This window comes from Phenylobacterium sp. P4_E10, assembly GCF_056401675.1.
On the sequence record NZ_JBFUIW010000004.1, the window covers coordinates 123,864 to 140,515 of the forward strand.

A 16,652-nucleotide genomic window follows, 5' to 3' on the forward strand; every position below is an offset into this window, starting at 1 on the left:
CTGTGCTCTCGATGCCCTGTGGACGCTACTTAATTCGCGGTAATTCTCAGCGGCTTAGCTAGCATTGAGGAATGTGTAGACTGCCCGGTAAGCGAGTGGATCCATCGCCGCAGGCCTGGTTCAGCTGGGCCTGCGACAAGCCGCGTGCGCCGTCCAATTCAGCTCCGGAAAAATTGGTCCCACGGAGCTTGGCGCCCGAAAAATTCGCCCCCGAAAGGTGGGCGCCGACGAAGCTGGCGTTGGTCATGTCGGCGCCGGCGAAGCTGCTGCTGGAGAACACCCCGCCATAGGCTTCGACGTCGCGCAGGTCGGCGCTGGCGAAGTTGACCCGGTTCATCACGGCCAGCGACAGATCGGCCTGGCGCAGGCGCGCGCCGGAGAAGTTCTGGCCGCGCATCTCCAGCCCGGTCATATCGGCTTGGAACAGGTTGCACTTGGGGCAGCTGGCCCCGCGGCGGGCGTGGGCGATCTGGCCGGCGTTCTGGGCGCTGGCGGGAACGGCCAGGAGCATGGCGGCGGCCAGCCCCATCAGCACGAACGGTTTCATCTGCACCCCTCCGACGAAGGGCTTTTCAATAGCGGCCAAGCTTTAAGGCGAGGTGACCGCCCTTCAGCCGGTCATGTCGCCGGGCGGCGAGGCGCGGGTCCCGCAGGATTCGCAGATCAGGCTGGCGCCCTTGCGCACCACGGCGAAGTCGCCGCAGGCGGCGCAGACATCGGCCTCGGCGGCCGGCGCGCGGGAATTGGCGCTGGGCAGGAACACAAGGTTGTCCGGGGCCGCGCCGCGCGCAAAGCCGCGCGAGATGAAGTGGCTGGCCGGCTGCGGCGCGTCGTCCTCGGCGAGCTTGCCGTGCCCAAGGCCGTCGGCGTTCAGCTCGTCCGGATCGGCGTTGGCCAGGTCGCTGCGGCCCAGATAGGAGACGCCCAACTCGCGGAACAGGTAGTCGAGAATCGAGGTTGCCGAGCGGACCGTGTCGTTGCCGGTCACCGGGCCGGCCGGTTCGAACCGCGTGAAGACGAAGGCGTCGACGAACTCGTCCAGCGGCACCCCGTACTGCAGGCCGATCGAGATCGCGATGGCGAAGTTGTTCATCAGCGAGCGGAAGGCGGCGCCTTCCTTGTGCATGTCGATGAAGATCTCGCCGAGCTCGCCGTCCTCGTACTCGCCGGTGTGCAGATAGACCTTGTGACCGCCGACGCTGGCCTTCTGGATGTAGCCCTTGCGGCGGTCTGGCAATTTGCGGCGGGTGCGATCGCGCTCGACGATCCGCTCGATGATCCGTTCCTGCGGGGCGCGGACTTCCGGCTCGGGATCGCGGGCGGCGCGCGGCGGCTCGGCGATCTTCGGCAGGTCGAGCACCAGGCTGGCCGGCGCGGCGGCGCGGCGCACTCGAATGGCCGGAACACCAGCCTGGGCGGCCAGGGCGATGAGGCCGCCGGCGTCGGCCGGGGTGGTGTCCCACTCCAGCTCCAGGTCGGGCATGGCGGGGACAGCCAGTGCATGGGCGATGGCCGCCAACAGGCCGAAGTAGGGCTCCGGCCCCAGGTCGTCGGCGGTCTGGAAGACGCTCTGTTGCGCGGCGGTCAGGAATTCCGCCTCGGCCAGCGCTCCAGACCCTAGGGCGTAGGCCTGGGCCTCGTCGATCTCCGCCTGCAAGAAGCCGGCGTGCTTCAGCACGTCGAAGGCCGGGTCGGCCAAGTCTGCGTCGGTGGCGCCCAGCACGTCGCACAGGAAGCCGGCGTCGATGCTGGAGAACGCTTCGGTCAGGCTCGCGGCGAAGGGCAAGGCGGCCTCGGCCTGGGCGATCTCATGCTCGGTAAAGCCGCGGGCGTTGAGCGCCGCATGGTCGATGGCCGGGGCCTCGGAGAGGTCCAGCCCGCCCAGCAGGTGCGCGCGCGCCTGGGCGAGGTCGGCCCCGACGGCGGTCAGGCCCTGCAGGGCCGCTTCGGAAACGACCCGGGTGAGCTCGCCGTCCTCGGTCTGGGCGACGGTGATCGGGCCGAGCCAAGGGGCGGCCGAGGCGACAGCGCCGCCCAGCCGTAGGGCCAACTCCGGATCGTCGAAGATCGCCAAGCCGCCGTTCAGCTGGGCGCCCGATGCGACGCAGGCCGAGGCCGCGTGGCGATAGATGTCTCGCACGGCGGTGCGGCCGGCATCGGAATCGTAGGCCAGGCCGTGAGCCACCAGCCAATCTGCGACCCCGCCCAAGCCCAGGGCGGCGGGACGTTCGCCGCTGGATGCGGCGAGCGCGGTGGAGAGCAGGGCGACCGCCGCCGCGAAGCCGGCGGAATCGAAGGCCTGGCCGGCGCCGAACGCCAGCAGGTTGACCACGCCGCGCGCGCCACCCCAGGCCTTCGCGACACCTTGAGCCGCTTCGGGATTGAAGGCCGCCGCGACCGCGCCCGTCTCCCAGGCCGCGCCGCAGAGCGCCGGATCGGGAATGCGGGCCGAAATGCAGACGACCTCCAACTCCTCGATGTCGCCGAAGTCGGGGTCAGACGCTCCCCATTCCAGCTCGCCGGCCTTGGCCAGGCTGATGGCCTCAAGGATCATTGAGTCGGTTGCACCGACGGCGCGCGCGGCCTCGGCGCTGCGGGCGAGGTTGGCGTTGGCGCGCAGGTCGGCGCAGGCGGCCGGATCGCCTTCGCATCGCAGGATCGAATCCATCACCGCCTGCAGACGCGCGCCCATCTCGCGGGCGGCGGCCTTGGCCATGGCGCGGCCGCGATGCTGGGCGCGGAGCGCCGTCAGGGCGAAGGCGGCGTCGGCCGAGTGCACGACCGGCGTGCCGGCGTCGGGCCGCGGCGCGGAGATGGCGATCTGGCCGGCCAGCATGGCCGCGCCCAGGTCTCGCCGGAACGCCCCCCTGGCCCGGGCAGTCTCGAACAGAGAGCGGCTGTCGCCGCGCTGAACCAGATCCTCGGCATAGCGGAAGATGGCGGCGGGCAGGTCCGTGGTCTCGCCCAGCCAGTCGAGCCAGGCTTCGACGCGGGCGTCGGTCCAGGAGGCGGGCGCCAAGACCTCGGCCACCATGGAGGCGCGCTCCAGCGTCCGCCGTTCGATCCTCGCCGCTTCCACGCCCATATCCGGTTCTCCCGCTGCGCGAGTCTAGCAGCGTCGTTAACGTGGGCAACAGATGTTGTGGTCGGAGGGGTGTCTATCCCCAACATATTGCGGCATTCGCGCGGCTGGACGGTGAGGGGCCGGGCGCCTATAGTCCGCCGGCTTTCCCGGCTGTACGGAACTCCCAAACGTGCTCAAAAATATCTTCACCTGGTGGAACGGCGCGACCATCGGCATCCGCAACACCGTGAGCCGCCGAGGCGTGTTCGTGGGCACTGACGAGCTGGGCAACAGCTATTACGAGGCCAAGGACGACAAGGACTCGTACGACAAGGGTCGCAAGCGCCGCTGGGTTGTCTACAACGGCTATGCCGAGGCATCGAAGGTCTCGCCCGACTGGCACGGCTGGCTGCACTACACCTTCGACGAGCCGCCGACCCGCGAGCCGCTGAAGCGCCAGGCCTGGGAAAAAGATCACGTTCCGAACCTGACCGGCACCGTGCACGCGTGGCGGCCTAAGGGCGCCATCGCCCGCGGCGGCGAGCGCGCCAAGGCGTCCGGCGACTACGAGGCCTGGCGGCCCGAGTAGCCATGTCGCGCGGCCCAGCCAACCATCAGGCCATCGCCGCGGTCATCGCGCTGAGCGCCCTGGCGGGCGCCGGCATGGTCACGGCGCAACCTGCGCCGACATCGCCAACGCCGGCCGTCCCGAACGGCCAGCCGCCCCTGATTACGCCCCCGCCGCCCAACGGCGCGCAGCCGCTTCCGCAACTGCCGACAGCGGACGAGGAAGCTCCGCCGGTGCAGGTGACGCCGCCGCCGCCCGTGGTCGCGCCGCCGATCGAGGCCGAAGAGGTGGAGGCTGCGCCGCCGCCCAAGGCGCAGGTCGCGGCCAAGCCCTCAGAGGCGGCGATCAGGCGCGCCCGCTACGACGTCGCCGTCATCCAGGCCCTGGACAAGGTCTCGGCCGAGTCGATGCGCTTCGAGGCGGCGGTCGGGAAGCCCGTCCGCTACAAGAATCTGGTCTTCACGGTGCGAGCCTGCGAGCGCTCGGCCGCGGACGAGGGGGTCGAGGATTCCATCGCCCATGTGACCGTCGAGAGCCAGCCGCGAACGGCGCCCGGCAAGCCGACGCCGCCGCCGCGTCAGGCGTTTCGCGGCTGGATGTACGCCTCGTCGCCGGGGCTCAATCCGCTCGAGCACCCGGTCTATGACGCCTGGCTGATCACCTGCAGGGCCGCCGCGCCGGCTCCCGTCGCTACGCGCTGAAACTCGGCCTTTGCGTCGAGCGCCCGGGCGAGACGGCGATGATACTCGGGGCGGGGGATTTCCACCGCGCCGAAGGTGCTGAGGTGGTCGGTGATAAACTGGGCGTCCAGCAGCCGGTAGCCGTCACTGATCAGCCGGGCGACCAGATGCACCAGAGCGACCTTCGAGGCGTCCGTGCGGCGGCTGAACATGCTCTCTCCAAAGAACGCGCCGCCGAGCGAGACGCCATAGAGGCCGCCAACTAGTTCCTCACCCAGCCAGCATTCGACGCAATGGGCGTGGCCCATGTCGAACAGCTGGGCGTAGAGGTCCTCGATGACGCTGTTGATCCAGGTCTCGGTGCGGCCGGGCTTGGGCGCGGCGCATTCCAGCACGACCTCGCGAAAGGCGGTGTCGATCCGGATCTCGAAGGGATCTGCGCGCACGGTCCGGGCCAGCCGGCGTGAGACGTGGAAGCCGTCGAGCGGGATGACGCCGCGCTTCTCCGGATCGATCAGGAAGACGCGGTCGTCCTCGCGCGCGTCCGCCATCGGGAACACGCCGCGGGCGTAGCACTCGAGAAGCTCGCGAGGGCCGAAGCGTTTCATGGAGTGAGCTTAGAAGCAGTTTCCTCCCCCACAAAGCGGGGGAGGACCTGAGACTACGCCTCTTCCTGCGCCTTCATCCACCGTTCGAGCCAATGGATGTTGTAGTCGCCGGTCAGGAAGTCGGGCTGTTGCAGCAGTTCCTGGAACAGCGGGATCGAGGTCTCGATGCCGGCGACGACCATCTCGCCCAGGCAGCGGTTCACGCGGGCGATGCACTCTTCCCGGTCGCGACCGTGCACGATGAGCTTGCCCACCAGGCTGTCGTAGTAGGGCGGGATCGAGTAGCCCGCATAGAGCGCGCTATCGAGGCGCACGCCCAGGCCGCCCGGAGCATGGAAGTCGGTGACCAGGCCAGGCGAAGGCGCGAAGGTCTTCGGATTCTCGGCGTTGATCCGGCATTCGATGGCGTGGCCCTCGAACACGACGTCCTCCTGCTTGAAGGACAGAGGCAGGCCCGCGGCGATGCGGATCTGCTCACGCACCAGGTCGATGCCGGTGATGGCTTCGGTGACCGGGTGTTCGACCTGCAGGCGGGTGTTCATCTCGATGAAGAAGAACTCGCCGTTCTCGTACAGGAACTCGATGGTGCCGACGCCGAGGTAGCCGATGGCCTTGATCGCATCGACCACGACCTTGCCGATCTTGGCGCGGCCGGCGGCGTCTATCACCGGCGAGGGGGCCTCTTCGAGCACCTTCTGGTGCCGGCGCTGCAACGAGCAGTCGCGTTCGCCCAGATGGCAGACATTGCCGAACGAGTCGGCGATGACCTGGATCTCGATGTGGCGCGGGGTCTGGAGGTAACGCTCCATGTAGACCGCGTCGTCGCCGAAGGCCGCTCTGGCCTCGGCACGGGCGGTGGAGACCGCTTCGGCCAGGTCGTCCGGGGTCTGGGCGACCTTCATGCCGCGACCGCCGCCGCCGGCCGCCGCCTTGATCAGGACCGGGAAGCCGATCTCCTTGGCCGCCGCGAAGGCCTCTTCCTCGGTCGTGACCGCTCCGTCGGAGCCGGGCACCACGGGGATGCCAGCGTCCCTCACCGCCTGCTTGGCGGTGATCTTGTCGCCCATCATCTTGATGTGCTCGGAGGTCGGGCCGATGAAGGTGAACCCGTGCGCCGCCACGATCTCGGCGAAGCGCGCGTTCTCCGACAGGAAGCCGTAGCCGGGGTGAATCGCCTGAGCGCCGGTGATCTCCGCCGCGGCGATGATCGAGGGAATGTTCAGGTAGCTTTTGGCCGCCGGGGCAGGACCAATGCAGACGCTTTCGTCGGCCAGCCGCACCCACATGGCGCCGGCGTCGGCTTCGGAATGGACCGCCACGGTGGAGATACCCATTTCCTTACAGGCCCGGTGGACCCGCAGGGCGATCTCGCCTCGGTTGGCGATGAGGATTTTGTCGAACATCGACTTACTCGATGACGATCAGCGGCTCGCCGAACTCGACCGGCTGAGCGTCCTGGACGATGATCTCGACGATCTTGCCGCCGCGCGGGGCGGGGATCGGGTTCATCGTCTTCATGGCTTCGACGATCAGCAGGGTCTGGCCCGCGGTCACGACGTCGCCGATCTTCACGAACGGCGGGGAGTCGGGCTGCGGCTGCAGGTAGACGGTGCCGACCATCGGTGAGTTGACCACGTCGCCCTTGCGCTCGGGCGCAGCGGCCGGCGCATCAGCGGCCGGGGCGCTGGCCGCCATCGGGGCGGCGAGCGGGGCAGGGGCGTACTGAATCGCCGCGGGCGCGGTCATTGTCTTGGCGACGCGAATCTTCAGACCGTCGCGCTCGACCTCGATTTCCGACAGGCCGGTCTCGGTGAGAATGTCGGCCAGTTTGCGAACCAGACGCGCGTCGATCGGGTCGGCGGGGGCCTTGGGACTGCTAGCCATATAATAATCCTTAGCTTTGGCTTTAGCGGGCCAGGCCCGCGGCGGCCTCGACGGCCAGTTCGTAGCTCGCCCCGCCGAAGCCGGAAACGACCCCGGTGGCGGCGAGGGACACATAGGTTTCGCGGCGGAACGCTTCACGCGCCGCTGGGTTGGATAGGTGACATTCAACCACAGGAATATCGAGGGTTTTGAGCGCGTCCAGCAGGGCCACGGAAGTGTGACCATAGCCCGCGGGATTGATCACCAGCGCGCAGGCCTCGGTGCGAGCCTCCTGCACCCAGTCGATCAGTTGGCCCTCGTGGTTGGATTGGCGGAAGATCACGGCATGACCAAGGGCGCCGGCCCGACGTTCGCAGCGCGCGCGAACGTCCTCCAGCGTCTCTTTTCCGTAAATCTCCGGCTCCCGGACCCCCAAGAGGTTGAGGTTGGGCCCGCTAAGCACATAGATCGGTTTCGACATTCGGCTCCGCCGTCGATTCCGCCGTCTTGTAACGGGCGGCGGCGGGGGTCACAAGCATCGCGAACCTTCAAGCTTCACGAGGGCGTCATGACGCTGACCATCAACGGCGAAGATCGCAGCTTTGGCGGGGTCTCCACCCTGGCCGCGCTGGTGGCCGAATTGGGCCTGGACGCCCGCAAGGTGGCGGTGGAGCGCAACCTGGAGATCGTACCGCGATCGGCCTATGGGGGGACTGCGCTCGCCGACGGCGACCGCATCGAGATTGTGCATTTTATCGGAGGCGGCTGACATGGACGGATCGGTCCCAGCGCAAGAAACCTGGACGGTCGCAGGCCGCACCTTCACCTCCCGCCTGATCGTGGGCACCGGAAAGTACAAGGACTACGCCCAGAACGCGGCGGCGGCCGAGGCGGCCGGGGCCGAGATCGTGACCGTCGCGCTGCGCCGCGTGAACCTCTCGGATCCCAGCCAGCCGATGCTGGTCGACTATGTGAAGCCCGACCGGTTCACGTTCCTGCCCAACACCGCCGGTTGCTACACCGGAGAGGAGGCGGTCCGCACCCTGCGCCTGGCGCGCGAGGCTGGCGGCTGGGACCTGGTGAAGCTGGAGGTGCTGTCCAACACCAAGCACCTCCTGCCGGACATGGAAGAGACGCTGCGGGCGCTGAAGCTGCTGGTGTCCGAGGGCTTCCAGGTGATGGTCTACTGTACGGACGATCCGGTTTACGCCAAGAAGCTGGAGGAGGCTGGCGCTGCTGCGATCATGCCCGCCGCGGCGCCGATCGGGTCTGGGCGCGGCATCCAGAACTTCCTCAATCTGGGCCTGATCATCGAGCAGTCGCAGGTGCCCGTGCTGGTCGACGCTGGCGTGGGCACGGCCTCGGACGCCGTGCTGGCCATGGAGATCGGCTGTGATGCGGTGCTCATGAACACCGCGATCGCCGAGGCCAAGGACCCCATCCGCATGGCCGTGGCCATGAAGCACGCCGTGATCGCGGGCCGGGAGGCATTTTTGGCAGGTCGTATGCCAAAACGTATGTATGCTGACCCATCCTCACCGCTGTCCGGTCTGATCTGAATGAGCCTGAGCGTCGACGTCTTCTGGTCCTTCCGCAGTCCCTATTCCTATCTGGTGACCCCGCGCTTGCGGGAACTCTCGGAAACCTACGACGTCGACGTCCAGATGCGCCCGGTTTACCCGCTGGCGGTCCGCTCGGAGGGGTTCTTCACCAAGCAGGACCCGCTGTTCGTTCCATACCTTGTGCGCGACGCCCGGCGGCTGGGGGACTTTCTGGGCCTGCCGCTGGTCTGGCCCAAGCCCGATCCGGTGGTGATCGGCGCGAACCTCAACGGCGCGGCCGAGCAACCGCACCTGGACCTGCTGATGCCCCTGGGCGTCGTGGCGGCGCACACGCCACAGGCGCTGGCTTTCTACGACGAGGTCTCGCGCCTGATCTGGAACGGCCAGGACATGCCCTGGAACGAGGGCGACAAGCTGGCCCTAGCGATCGAGCGGGCGGGCCTCGATATGGTCACGCTTCAGTCGGAGGCGGCGGGCAAGGCCGCCGAGATCGCGGCGGAGATAGAGGCCAGCCAGCAGGCCCATCGCGCGTCCGGTCACTGGGGCGTGCCGACTATGGTGTTCGAAGGCGAGCCGTTCTTCGGCCAGGATCGCTTCGACGTCCTGGTGTGGCGTCTGAAGCAGCGGGGGCTGCAAAAGCGCTCGTAAAAATCTGCGGCGTTCCGTGGCGGAAGGCGCTCTAGGCTCACGAAAAAGCGAAAGCTTGGAGGGCTGCATGGGCAAGGCCAACGGCCGCAAGGCGATCTTCATCACCGGCGCAGCTTCGGGCATGGGGCGCGAGACCGCGAGGCTCTTCGCGGCCAAGGGCTGGTTCGTCGGCGGCTATGACGTGAATGAGCCCGGGCTCGCTCAACTCCGCCAGGATCTCGGGCCGGAGCACTGCGTCGTGCGGCGGCTGGACGTCACCGATCAGCAGGATTACCGCGCCGCCTTGCAGGAATTCGCCGAAGCGACCGAGGGCAAGCTCGACCTGCTGTTCAACAACGCCGGCATCGGCCGCGGCGGCCCCTTCGCCGACCAGCCGTTCGAGGACGTCATCGCCGTCGTGCAGGTCAACCTGATGGGCGTGTTGATCGGCATCCATGAGGCGATCGGTCTGCTCAAGGCGACGCCGGGGTCGCTGTGCTTCACCACCTCGTCGTCGTCGGCGACCTTCGGCATGGCCAACATCGCTGTCTATTCGGCGACCAAGCACGCGGTGAAGGGCCTCTCCGAAGCCCTCTCAGTCGAGTTCAAAGCCTATGGGGTTCGGGTGGCCGATGTGCTGCCGGGCGTGATCGACACGCCAATCCTGCCGCCGGGCGTAGCCGAGATGGCCCCAAAGGAGGGCATGTTCCGAGCGATACCGCCAGTCGAGATCGCCAAGGTGGTCTGGGAGGCCTACCACGCCGACACGCTGCACTGGTACGTGCCGCCCGAACTGGTGGAACTGGACAAGGCCGCGACCCTGACGCCCGAGGCGGTGCGGGATCAGATGGCCCAGGGCGGGTTGTTCAACGCGCCGACGGCGCCGTGATCAGGTCGGCGTCGGCCGAAAGGCCGAGGGCCTGGAACATCTCGCGGCGGCCCGGCCCGGGGTTCGGCGGATAGGCCTCGGCCTTCTTGTCCCGGCCGGTGAGCCAATAGCGCAGCACCTTGGCGATATTGTCAGGGCGCTTCAGCCAGGCCGATGGGTGCTCCAGCATGTGGAAGCCGCGCAGCGCCTCGCGCAGCAGATCGGGGTCGGAGCGCACGGCGATGTTCACGCCGTCCTCCAGGAAACTCCTGATCAGCTTGCTCTTCAGGCTTGGGCGATAGCCAGGGGTGAGCTGCTGGCGCGCGCGGCGGATTGAGCCGCGGTCCTGGTCGCGCATGCTCAGATAGTAGGGCTGCAGTTCCTGGTTCACGAGTTCCTGGAACTCGACCAGCCGATCGCCGGCATGGGCGGTCGACACCATGACGTCGCGCAGCAGGTAGGCGCTGACCGCGGCGAACGAGCAGCCGCGTCCATAGAGCGGGTTGGTGCGGACCAGATTGTCGCCGACCGCGAAGTAGCCGAGCACCGCGGGAGCGCCGTCCACGGCGAGGTTGCGCCAGCGGCTGTGCAGGTCGCCCATGCCGAACACCCGGCTGATTCCCTGCGACACCTGGGGGGAAATCCACGGCGCCAGGCCCGGCAGGCGCGCGCAAATCGAGTCGAACGTCGCGGGGTCGACGATCGCCTTGCGCATCTCGAGCTCGGGCTCGGGCACGCAGATGGTGATCGAGAAGCAGCCGTTGTCCGCCGGGAACAGCCCGAACTTGAGGAAGCCGAGGTCGCCGGTGGCCGAGGCCTTGCTGCGCGGCGGCTCCTCGACGCCTGGGTTCAGGCGATAGTGGCGGGTGAAGTAGAGGATGCCGGCGCTCTCGCTCTCCTCGGTGATCGTCGCGCCGGCCTCGATCAGCTGCTCGACGCCCGAGGAGGTGCGGCCGCCGGCATCGATGACCACATCGCCGATGATGTCCCGGGAGCCTTGCTCGTCGGCGACCGAGACGCCCAGCACCCGCAGTCCCTCCGGAAGTTGCTGGATGAGCAGCTTGCGAACGAAGGTCTCCGAGGCGATGCGGACGTTCGGGTGGCGCTCGACATAGCGACGGATCACCAGCTCCAAGGTCGTGCGGCGGCTGGTCAGCACCACGAAGTCGCGATCCGAGGGCTGCGGGCGATAGACCGGCTTCTGGAGGTCGGTGAGCATCCGGTCGAAGCCGAGTTCGCGGCAGCCGGCGCGCAGCAGCTCGGCGTGGAGGTCGGGATGCTCGGTCTTGATGATCGACCGCAGGCGCGCCAGGAACGCGTGGCTATGGCGCAGGTGACCGACGCCGCGGCGGTTCCATTCCTCAAAGGCATGGTCAGCGTCGCCGCGGGGCGGCGCCGGATCTCGTTCGAGAATGACGATATCGCGCCCGGTCGGCGCCAAGGCTAGCGCCGTACACAGGCCGGCGATACCAGCCCCGATTACCAGCACTCGTTCGTGCATTCCGCTCGCCGTGTTTCGGACGGACTCAAAAGCACACTAAGGCGAGGGTAACCGGGCCGGCCGGCGGCGAAAAGCCCGACTTTGAAGCTTGGCCTTTAACCCTTGTCGAGCTTCGGCGAACCGGGGGTCTTCAGCTGACCGGTCTTGGCTTCGGCGATCGCCGCACGCAGGGCGTCCATGTCGGCGCCGGGGATCAATCGATCGCCGACGACGAATGCGGGGGTGCCTTCGATGGCCAGGGCCTGGGCCAGGGCGCGGATGTCGGCGATCTGCTTCTGGATCTCGGTGCTCTCTCCCGCCTTCTTCGCTGCGACGGGATCGACGCCGACGGCGCGCAGGTGGCGATCGATCGCGGCCTCGTCGAGCGCCTTCTCAGCCATGAAGCGCTGGAACAGTTCCGGGGTCTTGGGCTTCGCCTGCGGTGACAGCGCCACCCGGGCGGCCAGCTCGCTCTCGCCCCCGAAGATCGGGAATTCCTTGAACACGAAGCGGACGTCCGGGTGCTCTTCGATCAGCTTCACCACCTCCGGCGCGCTCACCTTGCAGTAGCCGCAGCGGTAGTCGAAGAACTCGACCACGGTGATCTTGCCGTCCGGATTGGCGACGAAGTCGCGCGGGTCGCGCTCCAGCTGGTCGCGGTACTTGGCCAGCGAAGCCGTGGCGCTGGCGTGGGCGGCGGCCTGTTTGTTCTGCTGCAGCTTCACCACCGCTTCCTCGATCACCTCTGGATGCTCGAGCAGGTAGGCGCGCACCTTCTGGCCGAAGGCGTCGTCCTGCTTCTGGCAGGCGGCGAGGGGCAGGGCGAGGGCGGCGCAGGCTGCCAGGGCGGCGCGGGAGATCGTGGTCATACTAGCCAAATAGGTGAGAAGCGGGGCTTTGCGAAGGCTCTACACTTTTGAAGATAGACCCTTTTTGTCCGGTTCAGCTGAGCCACCTGAATCGGAAAGGGTCTAGCGTGAAGTGCGGCCTTTGATGGACCCTTCGGAAGCCAGGTCCTTCAGATCATCCTTGCTGGGATTGGATGTCAGCACGATGTCGGTGGCGCGGCGCCATTCCGGCGTGTCCTTGTCCAGCTTCTCGCGGGCGCGCATGGCGAACACCCGCGCTTGGGTCGCGTCGCCGACCGAGAAGAAGTACTCGCCGGTGGCCAGGCGGGCGAGACCCTCCTTGCCCTGCTTGTCGTAGGCTTGCGCCAGGATCCGCCAGGCGGGGGCGTTGTCGTGTTCCTGGGTCAGCGCCTTCTTCAGCTCGCCGACGCCTTCCTCGACCTTCTTGTCGTCGTCGAGGGCAATCAGCGTCTGGCCGAGATTGATGCGCAGCAGCGGCGCGTCGGGCTTCAGCTCCACGGACTTGCGTTGCGGCTGCTCGGCTTCCGGCGCGCGGCCGAATTCGAACAGGACCTGGCCCTTCAGCTCCCATAGGTACGGATTGTTCGGCTGCTCCGCGAGCAGCGTGTCCAGGACCTTCAGCGACTGGTCGGGCTGCTTCATCTGGTAGTAGGCGATCGCCCGCGCGTAGCGCGCCGAATAGGATGTGTCCTTCTCGCCGTACTTGGTGATGGCCACGGTCGGGTTCAGGAACCCGTCCAGCTTGGCCTTCATGATGTTGTGTTCGGCGATCGCCTCGGGGCTGTCGGGCGTGTCGTAGTGGGCGTTCTGCTCGACCCGGTGCCGCAGGCCGTCGATCCGCGAGGACGAGAGGGGATGGGAGCGGAAATAGGCGAAGCGCCGCGCTTCCTGGAAGACCTCCTGGTATCGGAAGTTGTCGAAGAAATCGACGAGGCCCTTCCCTGACAGGCCCGCGCGCTCGAGCATCGCCGCCCCGGCCTGGTCAGCGCGGCTTTCCTGTTCGCGGCTGTAGCCCATGGCGCCCAGGGTCCCGAAGTAGTTGGCGCTGCCGATCAGGCCCGCGGCCCCTTCGCCGGACCCGGCGAGCGCGGCGAGCACGCCCAGGCCCATGGTCAGCAGAAAAGGCGTCATGCCGGCGGCGGTCATCTCGCCGGAACGAGCGGCATGGCCGGCCGCCAAGTGGCCGACTTCGTGGGCGATGACGCCCTGCAGCTGGTTCGGGTTCTCGGATTCCAGGATCAGGCCGGTATAGACGCCCATCGTGCTGGGCGCGGCGAAGGCGTTCAGCTCCTTCGACCCGATCAGAAGAATGTTGATCGACTTCGCATCGACGCCGGCGGCCTTGAAGATCGGCTCGGAGTCCTTGCGCAGGATCTCCTCGATCTCAGTGTCCCGGATCAGGGCCATGCCGTCTTCCGCCCGCACGGGCGCGGCCTGGAGGGTGAGGCTGAGGGCCGTCACCGCCACAAGGGCGTATTTCGAGACGGAACGGGCAGGGGACGCCATGCCGAACAACTCCAAGCCGCCCCCGCAAAACCCCAGGATTCGAAGCCTATCGTGCTTCAGACGGACTGGAAACCGGCTCGCGCTAGGCGAACCGGTTTCCTATCAGTTCAGCCAGGTTAGCCCCGGCGCCACCAGCCCTTTTTCGGGACCGGGGGCGGCGCCACGATCTCGTTGGGATCGGGCTCGGCCGGTGCGGCGGCGGCCGCGACCGGTTCGGGGGCCGGGGCCGGCTCGGGCGCAGGTTCCGGCGCCGGCTCAGGCGAAGGTGCTGCTTCCACGACCGGTTCCGCAGCGGCTTCGGCGGCGGCCGCGGCCTTAGTCCGGCGGGCGCGCGGCTTCTTGGCCGGCGGCGCCTCGGCGACGGGCTCGGCTTCCACGACCGGCTCCGGTTGCGGTTCGACCGCCGGTTCCGGCTCGGCTTCGACGATGCTCACGACCTCGACGGTTTCCACCGCTTCAGCCGCCTCGGCCTTGCCGCGACCGCGACCGCGGCGCGAACGCCCCTTCTTCGGCTTGTCGTCGACGGCCGGCAGTTCGACCCAGACGTCCAGATCGACGTCAGGCTGATCGCTCACGCTCGGCGAAGGCGCCGCGGCTTCAGCCGCAGCGGCGACGGGCGTGCGAGCCTCGGCCGGCGTCGGAGCCGGACCGCGAGCCGCGGGGAAGTCCTCCGACGGATCATGCCAGACAAAGGGATCGTCGCCGTAGGGCACCCACGGGCGGGTCCAGGAGAACATCTCAGCCGGACGTCCATCGTCGCGCATCCGACGACCACCGCGGCGTCCACGGCGACGGCGGCGTCCGCCGTCGTCATCGTCGACCGGGCGGGGCGGGCGCTCGCCGGCTTCGCGGGGCGCCTCGGTGCGAGCTTCGGTGCGGGCCTCGGCGCGCGGTTCGCCATCGCGGCGTCCACGGCGGCGACGGCGGCGGCCGCGGCGGCTGCGATCGTCGCCTTCACCCTCTTCCTCGTGATCCTGGAAGCGATGCTCGGCTTCGTCGTCGTCGGTCGCTTCCCGATCGATGGCGTCTTCGTCTTCTTCTTCTTCTTCCTCTTCCTCCGCTTCGTCGTCGAAGGCTTCGTCGTCGAAGTCGTCGTCGGCCGGCTGATAGGCCTGGACGGGGGCGTGATGGATGAGGGCGACGTGTTCGGGCCGGGTCTCGCTGGCGGTCCGCTCGATCTCGTGATCGGCATGGGCCAGAGCGTCATCGATGGCGATGGTGATGAACAGGCCCAGGTTCTCGTGGAGGCGCGCCAGGTGATTGCGCTTCTCGTTGAGAATGTAGAGGCCGACAGCGCGCGGCACCTTAAGGGTCGCTTCGCCGCCGCCTTTCAGGGCTTCGATCTCCACGGCGCGCAGGGCCGACAGGGCGCTGGATTCCACCGAGCGCACGCGGCCGGTGCCGGCGCAATGTTCGCAGACGTGGGTGGTGCCTTCCAGCACGCCGGAACGGCGGCGCTGGCGGCTGATTTCCATCAGGCCGAAGGCGCTGATCTTGCCCATCTGGACGCGAGCGCGGTCGTCCTTCAGCGCGTCCTTCAGCTTCTTCTCGACGGCGCGGTTGTTCTTCGACTCATCCATGTCGATGAAGTCGATGACGACCAGGCCGGCCAGGTCGCGCAGCCGCAGCTGACGGGCGGCTTCTTCGGCCGCTTCCATGTTGGTCTTGAGCGCGGTCGCCTCGATGTTCCGTTCGCGCGTGGCGCGGCCGGAGTTGACGTCCACGGCCACCAGGGCTTCGGTCTGGTTGATCACCAGGTAGCCGCCCGAGCGCAGGGGCACGACCGGCGAATAGATCTGGCTGAGGTGGTCTTCGACGCGGTGCTTGACGAACAGCGGCGTCGCCTCGCGGTAGGGCTGCACCTTCTTGGCCTGCGACGGCATCAGCATGCGCATGAAGTCGCGGGCTTCCTTGAAGCCGGCTTCGCCCTCGACCCAGACCTCGTCAATGTCCTTGTCATAGAGGTCGCGGATGGTGCGCTTCACCAGGTCCTCTTCCTCGTAAATGAGGGCGGGGGCCACGGAGTGCAGGGTGGTGTCGCGGATGTTCTCCCACAGACGCAGGAGATATTCGTAGTCGCGCTTGATCTCGGCCTTGGTGCGCTTGGCGCCGGCCGTGCGGACGATCAGGCCCATGCCGTCCGGCACGTCCAGGCTCTGGACCACGCCCTTCAGGCGCTTGCGGTCGGTGGCCGCGGTGATCTTGCGGCTGATGCCGCCGCCACGGGCGGTGTTAGGCATCAGGACGCCGTAGCGCCCGGCCAGGGACAGGTAGGTGGTCAGGGCCGCGCCCTTGTTGCCACGCTCTTCCTTGACGACCTGAACCAGCATGATCTGCCGGCGGCGGATCACTTCCTGGATCTTGTAGCGACGCATCAGCCGCCGGCGGCGCCGGGCGACTTCTTCTTCCATGACGTCGTCTTCGTCGGCGTCAGCGGCGTCTTCGTCTTCATCGTCCGAGCCGCGGCTGCGGGATTCGGCGATCTCGTCCTCTTCGTCGGCCTCTTCGCGCATCAGCGCTTCGCGGTCGGCGACGGGGATCTGGTAGTAGTCGGGGTGGATTTCGTTGAAGGCCAGGAAGCCGTGGCGATTGCCGCCGTACTCGATAAAGGCAGCCTGCAGCGACGGCTCAACGCGCGTCACCTTGGCGAGATAGATATTGCCTCTGAGCTGCTTCCTGTTCTGACTTTCGAAATCGAATTCTTCAACACGGGATCCGTCGATCACCACGACACGCGTCTCTTCGGCGTGTGCGGCGTCGATCAACATCTTCTTGGACATATAAGTCTCCGAGGCGCGCCGCGAACTCGTGGTTCGGGCGCCGCCGGTCTGTCAGGAGGGCGCGCGCGCCACCGCCCATCGCCTTGTCGGAGCCGACAAGGCGGGCGGTAGGCCGAAATAGGGCTCGAGCGGCGCTGCCCATTGGTGTGTTCCCAGGCGCGCTCAACGATGAGCGCG

The 16,652-nt window shown here is 67.7% G+C and carries 16 protein-coding genes; 6 read left to right on the top strand and 10 right to left on the bottom strand.

The features are described from left to right. Positions 1-58 precede the first annotated feature (58 nt). Together AC1DQJ_RS06290 and AC1DQJ_RS06295 are read right to left on the bottom strand one after the other, a co-directional pair. Positions 59-547 carry a pentapeptide repeat-containing protein gene (locus AC1DQJ_RS06290; protein ID WP_477601360.1) on the bottom strand — a complete coding sequence of 163 codons (489 nt, stop codon included), beginning with the start codon at positions 545-547 and terminating at the stop codon, positions 59-61. Positions 548-610: 63 nt separating this feature from the next. Then, on the bottom strand, positions 611-3,085 hold the full coding sequence (locus AC1DQJ_RS06295; RefSeq protein WP_477601362.1) for a TSCPD domain-containing protein: 2,475 nt from the start codon (positions 3,083-3,085) through the stop codon (positions 611-613). 169 nt (positions 3,086-3,254) lie between these two features. Here AC1DQJ_RS06295 and AC1DQJ_RS06300 point away from each other — a divergent pair, with 169 nt between their 5' ends. After that, positions 3,255-3,653 (top strand): NADH:ubiquinone oxidoreductase subunit NDUFA12, encoded by a 399-nt coding sequence (locus AC1DQJ_RS06300; protein ID WP_477601364.1) that lies wholly within the window; start codon positions 3,255-3,257, stop codon positions 3,651-3,653. Positions 3,654-3,655: 2 nt separating this feature from the next. Continuing rightward, entirely contained in the window at positions 3,656-4,333 is a 678-nt protein-coding gene (locus AC1DQJ_RS06305) for a DUF2155 domain-containing protein (RefSeq protein WP_477601366.1), read from the top strand. Here AC1DQJ_RS06305 and aat read toward each other — a convergent pair. The 4 genes from aat to AC1DQJ_RS06325 are packed head-to-tail and all read right to left on the bottom strand — an operon-like array spanning position 4,273 to position 7,264. Then, complete coding sequence (aat, locus tag AC1DQJ_RS06310; RefSeq protein WP_477601368.1) at positions 4,273-4,920, bottom strand: leucyl/phenylalanyl-tRNA--protein transferase; 648 nt, start codon at positions 4,918-4,920, stop codon at positions 4,273-4,275. The two genes, AC1DQJ_RS06305 and aat, sit on opposite strands and share 61 nt — an antisense overlap. A 53-nt stretch (positions 4,921-4,973) precedes the next feature. Then, on the bottom strand, positions 4,974-6,323 hold the full coding sequence (gene accC / locus AC1DQJ_RS06315; RefSeq protein WP_477601370.1) for an acetyl-CoA carboxylase biotin carboxylase subunit: 1,350 nt from the start codon (positions 6,321-6,323) through the stop codon (positions 4,974-4,976). A 4-nt stretch (positions 6,324-6,327) separates the two neighbouring features. Then, positions 6,328-6,804 (bottom strand): acetyl-CoA carboxylase biotin carboxyl carrier protein, encoded by a 477-nt coding sequence (gene accB, locus AC1DQJ_RS06320; RefSeq protein ID WP_477601372.1) that lies wholly within the window; start codon positions 6,802-6,804, stop codon positions 6,328-6,330. A gap of 22 nt (positions 6,805-6,826) precedes the next feature. Continuing rightward, entirely contained in the window at positions 6,827-7,264 is a 438-nt protein-coding gene (locus AC1DQJ_RS06325; RefSeq protein ID WP_477601374.1) for a type II 3-dehydroquinate dehydratase, read from the bottom strand. 87 nt (positions 7,265-7,351) lie between these two features. On the opposite strand from AC1DQJ_RS06325, the gene thiS reads away from it, so the two are divergent. The 4 genes from thiS to AC1DQJ_RS06345 all read left to right on the top strand — a co-directional run bounded on the left by thiS (position 7,352) and on the right by AC1DQJ_RS06345 (position 9,861). Continuing rightward, the gene (thiS, locus tag AC1DQJ_RS06330) at positions 7,352-7,552 is read left to right on the top strand and encodes a sulfur carrier protein ThiS (RefSeq protein WP_477601376.1); all 201 of its coding nucleotides are present in this window, start codon (positions 7,352-7,354) and stop codon (positions 7,550-7,552) included. 1 nt (position 7,553) lies between these two features. Beyond that, entirely contained in the window at positions 7,554-8,342 is a 789-nt protein-coding gene (locus tag AC1DQJ_RS06335) for a thiazole synthase (protein WP_477601378.1), read from the top strand. Beyond that, positions 8,343-8,993 carry a DsbA family protein gene (locus AC1DQJ_RS06340; RefSeq protein WP_477601380.1) on the top strand — a complete coding sequence of 217 codons (651 nt, stop codon included), beginning with the start codon at positions 8,343-8,345 and terminating at the stop codon, positions 8,991-8,993. It abuts the gene before it with no gap. 67 nt (positions 8,994-9,060) lie between these two features. Further along, positions 9,061-9,861, top strand: coding sequence for an SDR family oxidoreductase (locus tag AC1DQJ_RS06345; protein WP_477601382.1), 801 nt, complete (start codon positions 9,061-9,063; stop codon positions 9,859-9,861). On the opposite strand, the gene AC1DQJ_RS06350 is transcribed toward AC1DQJ_RS06345, so the two are convergent. The 4 genes from AC1DQJ_RS06350 to AC1DQJ_RS06365 form a co-directional block, all read right to left on the bottom strand. Continuing rightward, positions 9,839-11,341: an FAD-dependent oxidoreductase gene (locus tag AC1DQJ_RS06350; RefSeq protein ID WP_477601384.1), complete on the bottom strand. Its 1,503-nt coding sequence runs from the start codon at positions 11,339-11,341 to the stop codon at positions 9,839-9,841. The genes AC1DQJ_RS06345 and AC1DQJ_RS06350 overlap by 23 nt on opposite strands. 95 nt (positions 11,342-11,436) lie before the next feature. Then, positions 11,437-12,189, bottom strand: coding sequence for a DsbA family protein (locus AC1DQJ_RS06355; RefSeq protein ID WP_477601386.1), 753 nt, complete (start codon positions 12,187-12,189; stop codon positions 11,437-11,439). Positions 12,190-12,291: 102 nt separating this feature from the next. Beyond that, a complete protein-coding gene (locus AC1DQJ_RS06360) occupies positions 12,292-13,695 on the bottom strand; it encodes a M48 family metalloprotease (RefSeq protein WP_477601388.1) in 1,404 nt (467 codons plus the stop codon). Positions 13,696-13,811: 116 nt separating this feature from the next. Beyond that, complete coding sequence (locus AC1DQJ_RS06365; RefSeq protein WP_477601390.1) at positions 13,812-16,475, bottom strand: Rne/Rng family ribonuclease; 2,664 nt, start codon at positions 16,473-16,475, stop codon at positions 13,812-13,814. Between the last annotated feature and the right edge of the window lie 177 nt (positions 16,476-16,652).

Excerpts from the sequence above, each read along its gene's own strand:
- AC1DQJ_RS06290 (WP_477601360.1), bottom strand. The coding sequence starts at position 547 with ATGAAACCGTTCGTGCTGATGGGGCTGGCCGCCGCCATGCTCCTGGCC.
- AC1DQJ_RS06295 (WP_477601362.1), bottom strand. The coding sequence starts at position 3,085 with ATGGGCGTGGAAGCGGCGAGGATCGAACGGCGGACGCTGGAGCGCGCC.
- AC1DQJ_RS06305 (WP_477601366.1), top strand. The coding sequence starts at position 3,656 with ATGTCGCGCGGCCCAGCCAACCATCAGGCCATCGCCGCGGTCATCGCG.
- aat (WP_477601368.1), bottom strand. The coding sequence starts at position 4,920 with ATGAAACGCTTCGGCCCTCGCGAGCTTCTCGAGTGCTACGCCCGCGGC.
- accC (WP_477601370.1), bottom strand. The coding sequence starts at position 6,323 with ATGTTCGACAAAATCCTCATCGCCAACCGAGGCGAGATCGCCCTGCGG.
- accB (WP_477601372.1), bottom strand. The coding sequence starts at position 6,804 with ATGGCTAGCAGTCCCAAGGCCCCCGCCGACCCGATCGACGCGCGTCTG.
- AC1DQJ_RS06325 (WP_477601374.1), bottom strand. The coding sequence starts at position 7,264 with ATGTCGAAACCGATCTATGTGCTTAGCGGGCCCAACCTCAACCTCTTG.
- thiS (WP_477601376.1), top strand. The coding sequence starts at position 7,352 with ATGACGCTGACCATCAACGGCGAAGATCGCAGCTTTGGCGGGGTCTCC.
- AC1DQJ_RS06335 (WP_477601378.1), top strand. The coding sequence starts at position 7,554 with ATGGACGGATCGGTCCCAGCGCAAGAAACCTGGACGGTCGCAGGCCGC.
- AC1DQJ_RS06340 (WP_477601380.1), top strand. The coding sequence starts at position 8,343 with ATGAGCCTGAGCGTCGACGTCTTCTGGTCCTTCCGCAGTCCCTATTCC.
- AC1DQJ_RS06345 (WP_477601382.1), top strand. The coding sequence starts at position 9,061 with ATGGGCAAGGCCAACGGCCGCAAGGCGATCTTCATCACCGGCGCAGCT.
- AC1DQJ_RS06350 (WP_477601384.1), bottom strand. The coding sequence starts at position 11,341 with ATGCACGAACGAGTGCTGGTAATCGGGGCTGGTATCGCCGGCCTGTGT.
- AC1DQJ_RS06355 (WP_477601386.1), bottom strand. The coding sequence starts at position 12,189 with ATGACCACGATCTCCCGCGCCGCCCTGGCAGCCTGCGCCGCCCTCGCC.
- AC1DQJ_RS06360 (WP_477601388.1), bottom strand. The coding sequence starts at position 13,695 with ATGGCGTCCCCTGCCCGTTCCGTCTCGAAATACGCCCTTGTGGCGGTG.
- AC1DQJ_RS06365 (WP_477601390.1), bottom strand. The coding sequence starts at position 16,475 with ATGTCCAAGAAGATGTTGATCGACGCCGCACACGCCGAAGAGACGCGT.